Here is a 17,491-nt window from a genome sequence, read left to right on the forward strand (position 1 = left end):
TTGGCTTTCTCTATTTTCACTGCGATATCATTGTCCTAATCACAAATGGTCAAACTTTTCATTGTACCACAAAAGACTTTTGCAAGAGTTCTATACGTCCTCATCATTATTTGCGATCTTGATGACCGATGCCTGAGTGCTTTTCGCAAAGAACTACTTGACATCGTAAATTCTTGTGAGCCTAAACCAAAGACACAATTTTGTATCGCTATTGAGGAAGGAGAAGCATGGTATCTAGGTGATTTAACAGCAGTGAAGGCAGCTTATCCCAGCGCCAAACAAGCAGTCCTAAATTCATATACCAATGATGATATTTGTGGCACATGGGAGAAGTTAGCCGATACAGTATATTCCGGTGGTGTCCAAAAATTATCTAAACTTGGTTGGCAGGGAATTGGTAAAGAGAAGGCAACTTGGGCAGAAAGGATCTCTCCCCTTATGGACATTGACAATAATCAATCACCAAGCTTCTGCTATTTTCGAGATCAGCTTCGACGTTTAAGTGGGCATTAGGGCAAACAACAAATAATGTAACGACTTGGCATTTTACCCTCTGCGTGTCCCCCCAGCCATCAATAAACCAATTTCTTCTATCGTCGCTATCTCTGCATCCAAAATAGCGACAAACTCTCCTCTGTAGATTACGGCAATGCGATCGCTCATTGCCATCACTTCTTCTAACTCTATAGAAATATACAAGATTGCGGCACCGCGATCGCGTTCTAACAATAAGCGAGAATGAACTGCGGCTGTCGCTCCTACATCTAATCCCCGCGTGGGTTGCATCGCGATAATTAAATTTGGTTCTCCCGCCAGTTCTCTTGCCAATACTACCTTTTGTTGATTTCCCCCCGATAGTTGGCTTACCTTGATATCTTCCCCAGTCGCTCGAATATCAAATTCTGCCATTGCAACTTGGGCATGATTGTTTATTGCTGGTGGTTGTAATAAAAAATGGTGGCAGAATGGCAAGTTTTTAAAAGCTTTCAAAATCAAGTTTTGGGCAATGCTAAATTGTAACACCAAACCTATTTTTTGCCGATCTTCAGGGATGTAACCTATTTTCTGCCGAGTACAAGAGCTATTAAACTCAATTTTACCGTTGATGATGCTTCTTACACCTGCGATCGCATCAGCTAATTCTCGTTGTCCATTGCCATCTACACCAGCAATTCCTAAAATTTCCCCAGCCCGTAATTGAAATGAAACATTGCTGACAGCAGGAATACCCCGATCATTAGCAACTGACAAATTTTGTACCGACACTATCACTTTTCCCGGTACAGATGCAGATTTATTCACTTGTAAAACTACTTCCCTCCCCACTATCAATTCTGCTAATTGCTGAGGAGTCACTTCTTTAGCTGTGGTTGTCGCTACTACTTTACTTCGTCGCAACACTGTTACTGTATCACAAAGATTAATTACCTCTTTTAACTTGTGACTAATAAAAATAATCGTCTTTCCAGCCCCCGCCAGTTGTCGCAAAATATTAATTAATGATTCAACTTCCGTTGGTGTCAAAACTGCTGTTGGTTCATCGAGAATTAATAGTTGGGCTTGGCGATATAAAACTTTGAGAATTTCTACTCGCTGTTGTGTCCCTACTGGTAAATTTTCTACTTGAGCTGCGGGGTCAATTTCTAGACCATAGGCTTGGGATAAAGCAGCAATTTCTTCTTGTTTTTGACGCAGATTTAAACACCAACTATTTTCTGTACCCAGGATGATATTTTCGGTAACAGTTAACTGAGGCACAAGCATAAAATGTTGATATACCATGCCTATACCGAGTTTGATTGCGCCCTTTGCAGAGGTAATTTTTACTGGTTTATCTTCTAGATAAATTTTTCCGGTATCAGGTTGATATAGACCACTAATAATGTTCATTAAAGTCGTCTTACCTGCGCCATTTTCACCTAAAATTCCATGAATTTTACCTGCATCAACACTGAAGCTAATATTGTGATTAGCAACAAATGAGTTAAAGCGTTTACTAATATTTTCTAAACGTAAATACATTGATTTTCATACTTTTTTCACACAACGGGTATCTTTACCAGCTTCCTGACAACTTTCAAAGATAATTTTTTTCTCAATAATTTCCTGTTGTATTTTCAAAGCATTTTGTTTAACCGTTTCCGGTACTGCTGCTCCAAATCTCCCTAAATAGAATATATCTTTTATTTCTAAACCTATAGTATATATCTGCCCTTTGAGTTGTTTTTGTTTTGCGAGTTCTGCTAAATAAGCTATTGCTATATCTAATCGTTTAACCGCACTTGTTAACACTGCTTTGGGAGCAACATCTAATTGGTCTTTTGTATTCCCAAAAGCATAAACTCCTCGATCGCTGGCTGCTTGTAGAACTGCGGGTGAAGCACTATCTAACCATTGATAAATTACATCCGCACCTGAAGAAATTAAGGCAAGTGTAGCTTCTTTTGCCTTAGCAACATCATTCCAATCACCTAGAAATGTAGAAGTAATTTGAATATTGGGTTTAACTGATTTTGCTCCTAATTTAAATCCCCGTAGTTCTTCTTGGGTAGCGGGGAATTCTTGTCCAGCAATATAAGCTAATTTATTAGATTTAGTCATAGCCCCGCCAATACTGCCACATAAGTAACTACCTTGCAAATGATCTATTCGCAAAGAGGCAATATTTTCTCCCTTGTTGTTACCATTTACACCCACAAAAAATGTATTTGGAAATTGTGCAGCAACTTGCTCTATGGCTGCATCAAATTGTCCACCGTGGGCGAATACAACATTATAACCCTTGCGGGCAAAGTCTGTTAATGCTTCTGTTTGATCTGATTGGGCGACTTGTTCCAGATATGCAACTTCTGCACCCAGCTTTTGTTTAGCAAGGGTTAAGCCTTCGTAACCAGACTGATTCCAACCTTTATCAGTGATCGTTCCAGGAAGTGCGATCGCTATTTTAAAACCTTCCCCACTACTACTAACTGTTGGTGTCGTGCTTTGATTGCTCCTGCAAGCTTTCAGTAAGAGGCTAGTAGCGAAAGTGGCTGAACCATATAAAACAAATTTACGTCGAGGAAAATATAGTGTCATAAGCTAAAATGATGAGCGATCATCATTTTAGTTTAGACGAATGTTGCCCCACTGATTGATTCTGACGCCTCGGCGGAGCTTTCCTTGCTACACAAGACTTTCATTTCAAAAAGATGATTTTAGCCATAATGTTAGAAAATAAAGCTCCAAACCCAGTTGCTGTACCTTGTTTATAAGTTTGCTGAAATTTTTATTTGACCAGAGTGATGAAAGAGCGTTAGGTAATGAACATTAAATCTGTTTATCTTCAGCTTTTGCTCTTTGATAAACAGATTTGAGTACATTTTAAAGAACAGTGTTGTAGTATATCTGAAATTTAGCTGTGGATTCTACCTCAGCATTTGTTGCTTGGGGCGTTAGTTGCAAATTGTTCTGCATTGCCTGCATCTGTAACATCATCTCTTTAATTTGTTTTTGCAACTCTTCAAATTCTGATGGCATGATTGCTGTTTGATTCACTTCACTAATAGCAGTTTGTTTGATGTTGTTCGGATTTTCTTGAGCATAGCTAAGGAAAGCTTGGGCAGATGCAAACGCAGAAGTAGCAGCAACATTTCTCATAGTCGTAGTGGTATTTTTTTGAGTTGCAACCTTTGGTACAGGCTTTACTGGCTGTGCGTACATTGATGTCGGGGTTTGAGCTGCAATAGGTTGAGATGCAGTTATTGCAGAGCTTTTTGAACTGAGAGCTTGGTCAAAAGACACCTCGTCATCTAAAAAAGCGCTCAATCCAGAAATTTGCAGCCGAGGCTCGGAAACTTGCCATTCTTTTAGTAATGCTTCTTTTTGCTGTAGCTGTTGCTCTAGATTAGATAATTCCTGCTGAATTTTCGCTGATTTAGAGGAAGAATTTCGCCAACCACAGAAAGCGAGTGCTGAAATTCCAGACCCTATACTAAGTGCAGTTGCAAAAATTACGTAAGGAATAGCAATATCTCTAAGCTTGCCGTAAAAAATGGGTTCTTCCTGGAATTTGATGGCAATTTGTTTATCGCCTAATGTTGCAAGGGGAAATGACATTAAAGAAAATATACTTAGGGAAGCGATCGCAGGTGGCAGTAAGAATTTTTGCAGTGCAGAAAGTGTCATAATCAGAAATGTTTTGTTAAATAAAAGACTATGGATAGATCGCAGTAGATATAATCACCGCTTGTAACATCTAGCTTGTTTAGAGCTTTCACGGTCAGTCAGTATGTGTACTGCCTTAGTATCTAAATTATCCTTTGTTCAAGATTTTTTCAATATAAAACTGATGAAGAACTCAGTGATTTACGTAAACTTTCTGTAAATTAAATAACTATATTTGAATATATAAAGGGAAATAAAAAAATATCGATATAAGCTTATACGTCTTACCATTCAAAGAATTTAGCCCTATTGGCTTCCAGTATCCAATTTTTGAAGATACAGAAACAATAGCAGCTAAATATTGCTCTAAGATTAGTAGGATTATTATATGTATAGAATGTTAATTTAATAACTAATAAGCTGTCAAATAAATGCATTTTAGTCAGAATACGAAAATTTATGCTCGATGAAATAGTCAGATATATAAAAATATTTTTTCAGTGAAGATACTGTAATAATATATTTAATGTAAAAATTATTACGTAAAATTTATAAGTAATTTAGCTTAGATATCGTTCTCCAGTAAGGATAATAAAATTATGGGATTGAACTCTAAAAGTAAACCAAGAACATTCAGGTTACACAAGCAATTCCTGATATTTTCCTTAAGCTTAGTGGTATTTTTAGTAATAATTTTGACTAAACTACCTGCTAGTATCCAGCTAGATGCTTCTAGGGCTGCGACACCCATAGAGCTACCGCTTTCAACGATTGGCAGAACAATTGTGGATGCGAAAGGCAAGGTTGTATTGCCCAGAGGTGTTAACTGGTTTGGTATGGAAACTGATACACACGCCCCTCATGGTTTATGGAAACGAGATTATAAAGAAATGCTGGCGCAGATTAAAAGCTTGGGATATAATCTGATCCGGCTACCTTATTCTGTGTCAGCATTGCGATCGCCTAATATAAGTGGCATTGATTTTGGAATTGGCAGCAACATAGAACTCCAAGGTAAAACCCCCTTAGAGGTAATGGACTTAATCATTCAAGAAGCAGGACACCAAGGATTACTGATCCTACTCGACAGCCACCGCCTCAACGACGAGCAAATTCCAGAATTATGGTATGGAGATGGGTTTACCGAAGCAGACTGGATTGATACCTGGAAAATGTTAGCCATCAGATACAAAAATCAAGCTAACGTGATTGGCGCAGACTTAAAAAACGAACCTCACGGGAAAGCTAGCTGGGGTGATAACAACATCAATACCGACTGGCGACTAGCAGCAGAACGCGCAGGCAATGCTATTCTCAGTGTCAATCCTAATTGGCTGATTGTCGTTGAAGGAGTAGAAAAGAATGTCCTAGGTCAAAAACTGCTACAGCATTGGAATGGTGGAAATTTAGAAGGTGTAAAAAAGTACCCAGTACGTTTATCTCGTTCTCACAAACTAGTCTATTCTCCTCATGAGTACGGCGCTGGGGTGTACAATCAGCCCTACTTTTATGACTCTAACTTTCCTAAAAATCTAATTGAACGCTGGCAAATAGGATTTAACTATATCGCTAGTGAGAATATTGCTCCGATCTTAATTGGGGAGTTTGGGGGACGGAAAGTAGACTTAAATTCCAAAGAAGGAATTTGGCAAAATGAGTTGGTGAAATACATTCAAATAAATAACTTGAGCTTTACTTACTGGAGCTGGAATCCTGATAGTATTGATACAGGCGGAATTTTACTAGATGATTGGCAAAGTGTTGATCTACCCAAGCAGCAATTACTGTCCCAACTACTCTCACCTGTACAAGTTCAACTGACAGACCAACCGAGTAATCCTCCTGTTTCCCCAACTCCGACTCCTTCTGTCTCCCCAACTCCGACTAGTACTGCCCAACTAAAAGTTACTACTGAGATCAATTCCAACTGGGAAACTGGATTTTGTGTCAGTTTCAAAATTACAAATCAGGGCAATACCAAGGTTAGCAATTGGCAACTGGCATTTAATATGAATCAAGCTAAGATTAATAACTCTTGGAACGCAGATTTTAAGCAGCAAGGAGCGATACAGTATGTAATGACTCCCTTGGACTGGGGAAAAACAATTGAACCAAATCAAGTACGGGATAACGGCTTTTGTGCCAATAAACTTGGTTCTGACTACCAACCCCAGCAAATAGCTGCCGTCTCCATTTAAAGCGAAAAGGGAGTTGGAAGTACAGCCACTAAGTTACAGCCCGGATTTCTCACCACTATTCTCAAAACCTTATAGAATCTAGATTCCGGTTTTTTACACTGCATCAAAAAATAACCTGTCAAAAATGCCCGAAACATATTCTGGGTAAGGATTATGAGGAGTACCGCAGCTACGCCCGTCGCAGACATCGCGGGACTTGTGAGAAATGCGGACCAGGTGCTTGCTTCTCCCAGCGGGAGACGCGCAAGGCACTGCCAGACAAGAGCGACGGGAAACCCGTCTTCTCCTGGCAAAGATGCTGCGCGAACAGTGCTGGCTACCCAACGCACTGGCTTGGCTACAGGAGACTTTACCCACCGACATGGGTTAAAAATCCTTGATTTTGCATGCTTTCCACGGAGGTGGACTTCTCTGCGAGACGCTACGCGAAGGCTTGTGTAGTAGCGAATTCTATGAGACTGTTGGCGACATTCACTCTCTTGTTAAACCCCCCACCCCTAAAACCTTAGTTTGGCGTTGCTTTCCCGCCCTGCAATAAATTGCGGGCTAATAGCTAAAGTGCGTTGAAACGCACTGAAAATTAAAGAAATTAAGATGGATTCAGGCTGAGGGGTTATATTATGTCCGTTTGATTGCTCATTAAACCCGAAGAACCCCACCCCGCCAAAGCTGTGCTTTGTCTCTCCTCCTGCTTGCGGGGAGGGGTTGGGGGTGGGGTTCTTTTATTATGGGTAATTTGGCGGACATGATATTAGACCCCCTATCAATTCGCCAACAGTCTCATTCTATTCGCCCAATACTTTTCAAACATCCTCTAAGCTCGACTTTATCCATTTTTTGGCAACCTCAAGCTAACGCTGAAAGCTTTATGGGACGGTAGTTTTACTTTTTCGTTTTCACCGAGAATCAGTGACATGGAAAAAATTTTTACCAAAAAGCTAGAGTTTTGCCGTATCAAGAGAACCAAGTTCTTAATTTTGGATAAAGTCGAGCCAAGAGGTTTGACTACCAGACAAACGAACTTGACAAAAGTGTAGTTCCATAAGATGCACTCATGTAGCCGTTGTCTACGATCGCCTCTAGTCATCTACAATTTGTAGGCGACACAAATAACGTAATTACAAGGTTTCCAGACATTAATTCTGAAAATTAAAGAAAAAAATCATGACTAATTGCCTAAAAAGTCCGGTTTTTTTGGCCTTGTGATGATAAATAAAAATAATAGCGTTGAATATCATGCTTCCTGCCGCGAAGGATTTCTGAAATTCTTCACTGCTTTCAGCATGACTACTGAACATTAAATTTTTGCTGGGGATGCTTCTCCACCACAAAAAAAGGAGATGGAGCTACATCAAAAGGCTCAACTACAAAACTTACTCTAGATGTATTTGTAAAGATGTCACGGTATCTGGGAGCAAATTTTAAAGCAATTGTAAAAGACTTGGTGCCGTTTTGGCAGGTTTCTACCCAAAGTATGGGATATTAGTAGATTGTACAAATCTTTATTGTTATTTACACATCAGTTACTATCTACCGAAAGCTGCTAAGACCAAGCAAATTTGACACAGATTAGTTTAAGTAATTTATGAAGTAGGAAATAATACATGGTATTATCACTGTCTTCTCATAACGTTATCCAGTATCTGCAAGACGCGGGTCTGTGTAGCTCAGAAGATGGCGCATCAGATAAATCTGAGTTGCCAGGAAGTAGTAAGAATAATTTCGATTTACTTGTGACTCTAGCAGATAATCGAAAACTGCTCCTTAAACAAGAACGTAACGTAAACAACAATGACGCGCTGCCTCATGAATTGTTTCAGGAATGGCTATTTCATCAGTTGCTCCAGCAGTTTCCAGTTCTCGGCAATATTTCAGCGATCGCACCGTTGGTAGTGCATTTTGACGAAGAAAATTCTATCCTGGTTCGCAATTACCTGAGTGAATATCAAGAGCTTGGAATATTTTACCATAACAATGATATTTTTCCACAAGAAATTGCTTCTGCGATCGGCACTACTTTGGCACAACTGCATCGTGCAACCTTCAACCGCCGAGAATATAAGGATTTTATGGCAACTGCTCCTCAAGGAGAGTTTCGCTATGGCTTTTACAATCCGGCGCAAGGAGTAGGCTCAATTGAGCCGGAGATTTTTGGGACTGTTCCCACGGATGCACTGAAATTCTATGTTCTCTATCAACAGTATGAGAGTTTGGAATCAGCGATCGCTGATTTGGCATCTAACTGGAATCCTTGCTGCTTGACTCACAATGACCTGAAATTGAACAATATTTTGCTTCATTCCAGGTGGGAAAAACTAGACAATTGCCTAGTACGACTAATTGATTGGGAAGCTTGCTCTTGGGGAGATCCAGCTTTTGATTTAGGAACTTTATTAGCAAGCTATTTAGGAATTTGGCTCAAGAGTCTCGTCGTAGACCCCACCATTGAGTTAGAAGAATCTCTACATCTAGCTTTGACACCGTTAGAGATTTTACAACCTTCAATTATTGCCCTAATTAGGGCTTATATAAATGCTTTCCCCATGATTTTGGAATACCGCAGTGACTTTATTTCGCGTGTTATCCAGTTTGCGGGACTGGCACTGATTCATCAAATACAGGAGATGATTACGTGCCGCAAATACTTTAGTAATGCTGACATCTGTATGCTCCAAGTAGCTAAAAGGTTACTCACAATGCCGGAGCAAGCTGTACTGACTATTTTCGGGATATCAGAGTCAGAAATCCTGAATACTGTAGCAAAAATCCATCAACTTCCTCAACCTCTAAAAGAGCCGCAGTTACTTCGTATTTATTACGAAAAAACTCGGCTTCGCGGTTGTTAATGGCAGGGAGCAGAACAATTTGAAGAAGAACACAGAATCCAGAATCCAGAATCCAGAATACACAATCAATCAACCGTTAACTTCTCTATTGGACATTGCTAAGAATATCCAGATTGAGTCAAATTTTTGTATTTACCATCCTAATTATCAACCCTTTGCTCTGCCGAGTAAAATAGCCGACAGATTTCAGCACAATTCTGTAGATTTACAACATAAGTATCTCACTCTATTGCTGCGAAACTTTCTCTATGGAATTTATTACAATGGCTCTCTGCAAAGTACTTTGATAGTGAATACTGATAGTACTAATCGCCCGCCAAAGCATAATTTAGCAGATAATTCCATTTTGGAGATTGATTGGAACTTTTACGAGCAATTGCACGCCACTAATCACGGCATAGGTTATTTTGACCCGCAATGGCAGGTGTTGCGGAAAGAACCTGATGGGACTATGGCGGTGACTAAAGGCGGTTTAACACTTTATGTTGAGCCAGACTGCCATCTAGAATCTAGTAAGAAATCTACGAAAGTGGGTGACATGGTAGCAATCTGGATGCCCAAAAATCGACTGCAAAATGGTTGTTACTTGGCAGTTAGTAATGTCGGACAGGAACGCCAGAGCAACCCCGATACTGATTTGGGAGCAGGGCGAATTTACTTTAACTTTACGGCATCTGGTGCGATCGCTCTCATGGAAAGTCTGACACTGCAATTGAATGCAGCCTCGATTCCCTTTAGCTTTCAGGTTCTTCACAATCCTTCTGCATACGGACGCTATGATTCGGGGCTACTCTACTTTGAACTCCCCGACTATCCGGCAATCCGCACAATCCTTCAGGTTATTTATCCAGAAAATCAATCCCATTTCCAGCCTGAAATTCCCTTGTTTACCAAGTTTTTAGCTCCAGGGTTAGGTTTAGCCGAAGAACCAACCCAAAAATTTGCGGCACAAGAAAGTTTTGGGATGAACCGTTGCCAAATTGTCGCTAATGCTTTGTTAGAAGCTTGGCAAAAAGGTAAAAATGTGATGGAGGAACGGATGAGAGTTATTGACCAACACTTTACGCGACACCTAATAGATTTACAGCGTCCTTATCTTAATCCCAGTTCTGAGGATATATATAAGCCGTTAAATCAATACCTTCGCTAAAATAAGAGCCTACAAAAATCTTGGCAAAACTAGCAAAATGACCCATACATGAGCCTTTAACTTACAAGGTAGTTTCGACTCTCAAACCCTTTATACTGCGGGCAATACGTTAAAAAACCTTGCGGTAAACCTTGAAGGAATTTTTAGGACTTTGTTTTTGCCAAGCCTTAGAGAAAAGGGAGTTCATATATCAACTCTCCTCGTAAATTAGCGAAGGTATTGTTATAAGGAGTGATTATCTGAAAATTTACAAGCTGTCAATCTTCATCCATTTCATAATTCTGAATATCAATTTCTCCTGTAAAAGATAGAGAAGAAGGTTTTACAGACACTGAATCAGGAGAGATGCCCTTTGGCAATTCTTTAAAAACTTCTAAAATTTTACTGGCAAAGCTTTGAACGCTGGCTGCGATTATCAATTTAGCACGATCCTGATTCATTCCAATGCCTAAAAACAAAATAATTTCCTAGACTGATTTGTTGTAATTAATTTACATATTTAGGTCTCACTCCTGCCAATATACTTACTCATCTGCTAGAGATTCTAAAGGTTTAGGGCTATAGAATAAATAACTCGTGAATGAGTCTTTGAACTCCGTCAGGACTTACGCAAACAATAGCCGAAATCCTGATTTTCTTCTTAGGGCAATTCATGAATTGCCCCTACTAGCGTGTAATTTTGCGTAAGTCCTATCCGTTAATGAGTCTTTGATACTCGTGAACAAGTATAAAAACTCTACTCTTTTTTGTCCAATATTCAATGCCTAATAGATATCTCCAGAAATTAAATAAATATGCGTATCCATAACCCTTGTAGAGACATAGCACTGCTACGTCTCTACATTCATTTTCACCAGATGACCAATGCCCCATTTAAAATTCTACAATTACCGGCACATGGTCGCTGGGTTGGGTTAATTTTCTGGGTGCGACATCAATGATGCAACTTTTAGCACGCTCATATAGCACGGGTGTAAGATAGTGATGGTCAATCCGCCAACCTAAGTTGCGACGGAAGGCGGCGGCGCGATAATCCCACCAGCTAAAATTTCCGCCTTCTGTAGTGAATTTGCGAAAAGCATCGGCAAATCCCAGTGTCAGAATAGCCCGTAAGGCTTGGCGCTCTGCTTCTGTTGCCATAATATGATTTTCTGTACTCACTTGTTCGTGAATATCCTTGTCTTCCAGTGCGATGTTGAAGTCTCCGCACACACAAATTGGCGGTTCTGACAGCACGAGCAACCGCAAATACTCGTGTAACGCTGTCAACCAGCGCAGTTTGTATTCGTATTTTTCAGTTCCGACTGCTGCGCCATTGGGAACATATAAGTTCACAATCCGAACACCATCAATTACACCTGTAATCACCCGCTTTTGATCATCCCATTCGTGGTGTAAATCTGGTAAGATCGCCCGAAACCCGCTACTTACCTCTAGGAGTGGCTGGCGACTAATCAGAGCTACACCGTTATAAGATTTTTGTCCTGAGATATAAAGCTTATATCCTAACTGCTCAAAAGGCGATCGCGGAAACTCAGCATCCACAACTTTGGTTTCTTGCAAGCAGAGAACATCAACAGGATTCAGGGTTAACCAATCGATAACCTGTTCGAGGCGAGTGCGAATTGAGTTGACGTTCCAAGTAGCGATTTTCATTCGTTAGTTATCAGAATTTTTGTAAATTACTAATTACACGTTATGTAATTTTTGTACAATTGCTTAATACTTATAATTTCTGTTCCATTTCCCAATTACGTTTAAACGAAGCTTTAATGACTTGATCCCATTGAGTATTTTAGTATTCTCAGCTACAAATTCTGCCATTTTGTAAGTTCTGCTACAAAATATTTTACCTCATTATGATCCCCAAGACAGATGCAACAAGTAATAGATTAGCTATACGGTTAGAAGGGTAGCTCCAGGTTGACTTTTGCCGATAGTCTATTAGATTTGTCGGTAGAAAATTTGCGGTAGGGTTAACTCTTATTGCGCTTTTAGTAGCCTGTTAGGTTAATTTAAATGTCAAGAGAGTAAGTGCAAATCCTCTTTCCTTATAATATAATGATGAAGCTCATTATATAGAGGACAATTTCATAGACTGAACCAAAACAACTTATGAAAATCGCTCAAGTCGCTCCCTTATGGGAAAGGGTTCCACCTCCTAATTATGGAGGAATCGAATTGGTCGTGAGTCGCTTGACTGATGAACTTGTTCGTCGCGGTCATCAGGTAACTTTGTTTGCCTCTGGCGATTCTCAAACTTTAGCTCACTTAGAAGCAGTTTTTCCGCAGGCATTACGCTTAGATCCAAATGTCAAAGAGTATGCAGTGTACGAAATGTTGGAACTGAGCAAAGTTTACCAAAGTGCTGCCCAATTCGATATTATCCATTCTCATGTAGGGATTTCGGCATTAGCTTTAGCAAGTTTGATAACAGTAACTTCTACAGTCCACACCCTGCACGGTAACTTTACAACGGACAACCGTCACGCATTTAGTTACCACCAAAAGCAACCATACGTTAGCATTAGTAATTCGCAGCGTCAATTCGATCTCAATTATATTGACACGGTTTATAACGGAATTGACCTAGCGGATTATCCATTCGTAGCCCAACCGTCAGAACCTCCATATTTGGCCTTTTTAGGTCGTTTTTCGCCAGAAAAAGGACCACAACATGCGATCGCTATTGCCAAACAGAGTGGTTGGCGCTTGAAGATGGCAGGAAAGGTTGATCCAGCAGACTCTAAGTTTTTTGAACAAGAGATTGCCCCCCTGATAGATGGTCAGCAAATCGAATATCTAGGCGAAATTAACCACGCCGAAAAGACTGAACTTTTGGGCAATGCTGCCATAACTCTTTTCCCTATTAACTGGCAAGAACCTTTTGGCCTAGTAATGATTGAATCAATGGCAACTGGTACACCAGTGATTGCCATGAATTTAGGCTCCGTACCGGAAGTGATTGCCCACAATAAAACAGGTTTTATCTGCAAAAGCTATACAGAAATGGCGGCAATGATTCCACTAGCTTTGGAACTCAATCGTCAAACCTGTCGAAAATATGTGGAAAAAAACTTTAGCGTTAGCCAAATGGTTAACGGATATGAAGCTGTTTACAGACAAATTATTAAAGACCGCATAGAATCAAATGGCCGCATTCGTGCTGCCAAAATTCAGTTTTAATCAACTGCTTTTTTATCCAGCTTAAACAATAACTTTTTTTAAGGAGCACATTGGTATGAGTACGAGAACTAACACCTGCCCATGTTGCGGTGGTTCCCTGCTGCGTCATGCCCGTCATGGTGAACTATATTGGTTTTGCCTGTCGTGCCGACAAGAAGTACCGCTATTAACTGGTACTCGTTTGCCTAATCTGGAAACTCGGAACACCGGAGTGGTTCCCCAGCCAGTAGTGAATACCTAGTTTTTCGACATAATAAAGCCTAATAGAAATCGAGTTTATACCTATCAATTAGCTCCAACTGATAAAATCGGATGGAGCTAATTGATAGGTATAAAGCTTTGTTAGCAGCCTTACTTTATGGTCAAGAAGATTTACGCTTAGAGGAAGTTGCTGACCCCACTCCGGCGGCTGGCGAAGTTGTGATCCAGGTGGGGGTAGCAACAACTTGTGGTACAGATTTGAAAGTCTGGGGGCGTGGTGGTCATGCCAAGATGCTGAAACCGCCGTCGCTGTTTGGTCACGAAGCTGCTGGGCGAATAGTTGCCTTGGGTGCAGGTGTCACTGATTGGCAAATAGGCGATCGCATTGTCGCTAATAATTCCGCCCCATGCATGAAATGCTTTTTTTGTCAACGCCAAGAGTATTCATTATGTCCGAATCTGACCTGGAATAATGGAACTTTTGCGGAATACTTGAAGATTCCCGCACCGATAGTACAGCATAATTTGTTGCAGATTCCTGATGAGTTGTCGTGGGAATTGGCAGCGATGACGGAACCCTTAGCTTGTGTGTTGCATGGTGTAGCGCGTTCTGATGTCAAAACCAAAGATCAAGTAGTCGTCTTAGGAGATGGGGCGATCGGGCTGATGTTTGTGGCAGCATTGAGTGAGAAAGCTGAGGTTTTGTTGTGGGGAGGTAATAACCACAGGCTAGAAATTGGTCAGAAATTGGGTGCAATCCAGACCTTTAATTATCATCAAATCGCAGATATTCCCAGTGTGGTGAAAGAACTCACTCAAGGATGGGGCGCAGATGTAGTAATTGAAGCCACTGGTGTACCAAGTGTTTGGGAAACTGCGATCGCCTGCGCCCGTCCTGGTGCAACAGTCAATTTATTCGGTGGATGTCCACGGGATACCAGCATTACCGTTAATACAGAACAGTTACACTACAGCGAACTCACTATTAAAGGCGTATTTCATAATACACCAAAGTATGTGCGGGAGGCGCTTGCACTGATCGCTAGTCGCAAAATTCTCTTTGAGTTACTTATTAGTGAACAGCGGCCATTAAAAGATTTAGAACAGGTATTTTGTGAGATGAAGGCGCGTCAGGTTATTAAGGTAGCGATGATTCCTTAGTTTTTTAGGGGGTACAGCAGATGCTCTGAGTCTAGACTTTTTACATTTACTGGAACAAAGCGATGCCAGATTATTATTACCTTTTAAGCGAGCAGCTGATTTTTGGGCAGTGAAAACTTCTACAAAAATTTCAAACAATTCAACAAATAAGTAATGAATTTTAGTACTTATTTAGCTCCACAGACCAATAGTGTGATCGTCTAAGTTGAGCTCTGCCTACGCAGCGATATCTAGTAACAAATTGCTTTGTGTCTACACACTTCCCAACAAACTGGAGCGGTCTAAGTCGTGACGGGAGCGGTCTAAGTCGTGACGGGAGCGGTCTAAGTCGTGACGGGAGCGGTCTAAGTCGTGACGGAAGCGGTGTGACTCGTGACGGAAGCGGTCTAACTTGTGACGGGAGCGGTGTGACTCGTGATGGAAGCGGTATCACTCGTGATGGGAGCGGTCTAACTCGTGACGGGAGCGGTGTCACTCGTGCGTTTTTACATTACTGATATGAGAAATTACCTAATTTGTTGTAATTTGAAATGTGGCATTGTTTAAGCTAAAAAAACACCATGTTCCACAAAATTTTTGCAACAAGTGTTGTAACAGTTGGATTGATGATGACTGTTTCAATTTCTGCGGCTCAAGCCAACCCTAAAGCAATGACCTGGAAAGTGTTCGGAAAACCTCTAGTGCTTAACTCTAAAACCTATGTTTTGTTTGGTTCGGATATTGGTCAGCCAGGTGGCACTGATCCTTATCAAGGCGACACTAATATCAACAATTATCGTTCACTGCTCTGCATTAAAAAGACAAATGATCCAGCACCAGCAGGTCTACCTCCGTCCATTATCAGTCCTGGCGATGCAACTAACAACTCTTGGTCTGGTGGTACAGTGTTGGTGATTCCCAATATACAAGGAAAACAATTAACGTCTCAAGCAGTTGCAGATAATATATGCAACCAAGTAGGACAAATTGTTCGTGGTACCTCTGGATATCGGATGGCAGAATTCCATGATGGTACTGGTATTAATGCTGGATGGAGTTTCTGGGCAGAAGCCTATGGCGATATAAACGGTTTAGCACGGTGTACCCGCTATTGGGTTAACATTAACGACCAACCTGCTGCAACTCCTTGGTAGGGTAGGTTGTGCTAAATCGCAAGTTCGCGATCGCTCGTATAATATTATGTTGACACGCATATACAAATGTACGCCCCTACAGCCGATTGATTATGTTGCAAAAATTTTTGAAAATGGTATGACAAAATATTAGGCAAAGGACGTGAAGAAAAATGAAAGGACTTTGGCTCGAAAACAAGCAGTTGCAATTACGCACAGATATTGCCATTCCTGAACCACCACCGGGGGAAGCCTTGATACGTGTCTTGCGTGCAGGTATCTGTAACACTGACCTGGAACTACTCAGAGGCTACTATCCTTACAGTGGTATTTTAGGTCATGAATTTGTCGGCATCGTGGAACAAGGGCCAGAACACTTAGTTAACAAACGCGTAGTTGGAGAAATCAACGCTGTCTGTGGGCATTGTCGGTTTTGTCGCAATGGACAACCAACTCACTGCGAAAATCGCACAGTTCTAGGTATTGTCAACCGGAATGGAGCTTTTGGTGAATATCTCTGTTTACCGATAGAGAACTTGTATCTCGTACCTGATAATGTGTCAACGGAAGTAGCAACATTTACTGAACCTTTAGCAGCAGCTTTGGAAATTCAGCAGCAAGTACCATTGCGTCCAAATGACCGGGTACTAGTGGTTGGAGATGGCAAACTAGGGCAGTTGGTAGCCCAGACACTAGCCCTAACTGGCTGTGAACTCTTAGCTGTGGGACGTCATCGAGACAAACTAGCTAACTTAGAGGCACGGGGAATAAAAACGAGTCTAGCCGACGCTGTTACCGATGGATATTTCGATATCTCAGTAGAATGTACTGGCAATCCAGAAGGATTTGCGATCGCCCGTCGCGCCCTACGTCCCCGTGGTACGCTTGTACTTAAAAGTACTTATTCTGGCAAACTCAGTCTGGATGCTTCTTCTTTAGTAGTGGATGAAATCACCCTCATCGGCTCTCGTTGTGGACCCTTTCCCCCAGCCCTCCAGCTACTAGCCACAGGACAAGTTGACGTGCAACCCCTGATTCATGCTACCTACCCCCTGATTGAAGGGCTTGCAGCTTTTGAACACGCTCAGAGTCGGGGTGTTTTGAAGATATTGTTAGAGATTGGTTAGGAGTTGGATGTAGTCTTGTCGAGGTGAAATATAGATTGATCTATCAGGGGGACAATGGCAAAGATTAGCGATCGCTCGTGCTTTGCTGCGACTAAATGGGGAGTGGGAAAGATGAGCAGGGGAGCAGGGAGCAGAGGGGAAAGAGGTAATTTTTAATTCTCCCCCTTGCCCCCTGCGCCCTGCCCCAATGCCCAATGCCCAATGCCCAATGCCCCCTGCGCCCTGCCCCAATGCCCAATGCCCCCTGCGCCCTGCCCCAATGCCCAATACCCAATGCCCAATGCCCAATGCCCAATGCCCAATGCCCAATGCCCAATGCCCAATGCCCAATGCCCAATGCCCAATGCCCAATGCCCAATGCCCA

The 17,491-nt window shown here is 41.4% G+C and carries 17 protein-coding genes; 11 read left to right on the forward strand and 6 right to left on the reverse strand.

The window, feature by feature from the left end; all coding sequences use genetic code 11:
• Window positions 1–45 precede the first annotated feature (45 nt).
• The gene (locus V7K36_RS18280) at window positions 46–513 is read left to right on the forward strand and encodes a hypothetical protein (RefSeq protein ID WP_335118023.1); all 468 of its coding nucleotides are present in this window, start codon (window positions 46–48) and stop codon (window positions 511–513) included.
• A 33-nt stretch (window positions 514–546) separates the two neighbouring features.
• Here V7K36_RS18280 and V7K36_RS18285 read toward each other — a convergent pair whose 3' ends face one another.
• The 3 genes from V7K36_RS18285 to V7K36_RS18295 all read right to left on the reverse strand — a co-directional run bounded on the left by V7K36_RS18285 (window position 547) and on the right by V7K36_RS18295 (window position 4,167).
• Window positions 547–2,022, reverse strand: a complete 1,476-nt coding sequence (locus V7K36_RS18285) for an ABC transporter ATP-binding protein (protein ID WP_335118025.1) — start codon at window positions 2,020–2,022, stop codon at window positions 547–549.
• Window positions 2,023–2,028: 6 nt separating this feature from the next.
• Window positions 2,029–3,078, reverse strand: a complete 1,050-nt coding sequence (locus tag V7K36_RS18290) for a BMP family protein (protein WP_335118027.1) — start codon at window positions 3,076–3,078, stop codon at window positions 2,029–2,031.
• Window positions 3,079–3,363: 285 nt separating this feature from the next.
• Complete coding sequence (locus V7K36_RS18295) at window positions 3,364–4,167, reverse strand: hypothetical protein (protein WP_335118029.1); 804 nt, start codon at window positions 4,165–4,167, stop codon at window positions 3,364–3,366.
• Window positions 4,168–4,745: 578 nt separating this feature from the next.
• Between V7K36_RS18295 and V7K36_RS18300 the strand changes: the two genes are divergently transcribed.
• The 4 genes from V7K36_RS18300 (at window position 4,746) to V7K36_RS18315 (ending at window position 10,340) form a co-directional block, all read left to right on the forward strand.
• Window positions 4,746–6,344: a cellulase family glycosylhydrolase gene (locus tag V7K36_RS18300; RefSeq protein ID WP_335118031.1), complete on the forward strand. Its 1,599-nt coding sequence runs from the start codon at window positions 4,746–4,748 to the stop codon at window positions 6,342–6,344.
• Between the two features lie 205 nt (window positions 6,345–6,549).
• On the forward strand, window positions 6,550–6,714 hold the full coding sequence (locus V7K36_RS18305; RefSeq protein WP_335118033.1) for a hypothetical protein: 165 nt from the start codon (window positions 6,550–6,552) through the stop codon (window positions 6,712–6,714).
• 1,234 nt (window positions 6,715–7,948) lie between these two features.
• The gene (locus V7K36_RS18310) at window positions 7,949–9,190 is read left to right on the forward strand and encodes an aminoglycoside phosphotransferase family protein (protein ID WP_335118035.1); all 1,242 of its coding nucleotides are present in this window, start codon (window positions 7,949–7,951) and stop codon (window positions 9,188–9,190) included.
• Between the two features lie 19 nt (window positions 9,191–9,209).
• Window positions 9,210–10,340: a T3SS effector HopA1 family protein gene (locus V7K36_RS18315; RefSeq protein ID WP_442948481.1), complete on the forward strand. Its 1,131-nt coding sequence runs from the start codon at window positions 9,210–9,212 to the stop codon at window positions 10,338–10,340.
• Window positions 10,341–10,597: 257 nt separating this feature from the next.
• On the opposite strand, the gene V7K36_RS18320 is transcribed toward V7K36_RS18315, so the two are convergent.
• A complete protein-coding gene (locus tag V7K36_RS18320; RefSeq protein WP_335118037.1) occupies window positions 10,598–10,798 on the reverse strand; it encodes a hypothetical protein in 201 nt (66 codons plus the stop codon).
• 415 nt (window positions 10,799–11,213) lie between these two features.
• Window positions 11,214–11,996 (reverse strand): exodeoxyribonuclease III, encoded by a 783-nt coding sequence (gene xth / locus V7K36_RS18325; protein ID WP_335118039.1) that lies wholly within the window; start codon window positions 11,994–11,996, stop codon window positions 11,214–11,216.
• Window positions 11,997–12,455: 459 nt separating this feature from the next.
• Here xth and V7K36_RS18330 point away from each other — a divergent pair, with 459 nt between their 5' ends.
• From V7K36_RS18330 to V7K36_RS18355, 6 genes are all read left to right on the forward strand, one after another.
• Window positions 12,456–13,526, forward strand: a complete 1,071-nt coding sequence (locus tag V7K36_RS18330) for a glycosyltransferase family 4 protein (RefSeq protein ID WP_335118041.1) — start codon at window positions 12,456–12,458, stop codon at window positions 13,524–13,526.
• 55 nt (window positions 13,527–13,581) lie between these two features.
• Entirely contained in the window at window positions 13,582–13,767 is a 186-nt protein-coding gene (locus V7K36_RS18335; RefSeq protein ID WP_334830385.1) for a hypothetical protein, read from the forward strand.
• A 98-nt stretch (window positions 13,768–13,865) separates the two neighbouring features.
• On the forward strand, window positions 13,866–14,888 hold the full coding sequence (locus V7K36_RS18340; RefSeq protein WP_335118051.1) for a zinc-dependent alcohol dehydrogenase: 1,023 nt from the start codon (window positions 13,866–13,868) through the stop codon (window positions 14,886–14,888).
• A 248-nt stretch (window positions 14,889–15,136) separates the two neighbouring features.
• Entirely contained in the window at window positions 15,137–15,385 is a 249-nt protein-coding gene (locus tag V7K36_RS18345; protein WP_335118043.1) for a hypothetical protein, read from the forward strand.
• Between the two features lie 63 nt (window positions 15,386–15,448).
• Window positions 15,449–16,021, forward strand: coding sequence for a hypothetical protein (locus V7K36_RS18350; RefSeq protein WP_335118044.1), 573 nt, complete (start codon window positions 15,449–15,451; stop codon window positions 16,019–16,021).
• A gap of 152 nt (window positions 16,022–16,173) precedes the next feature.
• Complete coding sequence (locus V7K36_RS18355) at window positions 16,174–17,127, forward strand: MDR/zinc-dependent alcohol dehydrogenase-like family protein (protein ID WP_335118046.1); 954 nt, start codon at window positions 16,174–16,176, stop codon at window positions 17,125–17,127.
• On the opposite strand, the gene V7K36_RS18360 is transcribed toward V7K36_RS18355, so the two are convergent.
• A partial coding sequence (locus V7K36_RS18360; protein WP_335118048.1) for a hypothetical protein occupies window positions 17,113–17,491 on the reverse strand: 379 nt, incomplete at its 5' end. The genes V7K36_RS18355 and V7K36_RS18360 overlap by 15 nt on opposite strands.

It is taken from the genome of Nostoc sp. (genome assembly GCF_036919555.1).
Lineage (GTDB): Bacteria > Cyanobacteriota > Cyanobacteriia > Cyanobacteriales > Nostocaceae > Nostoc.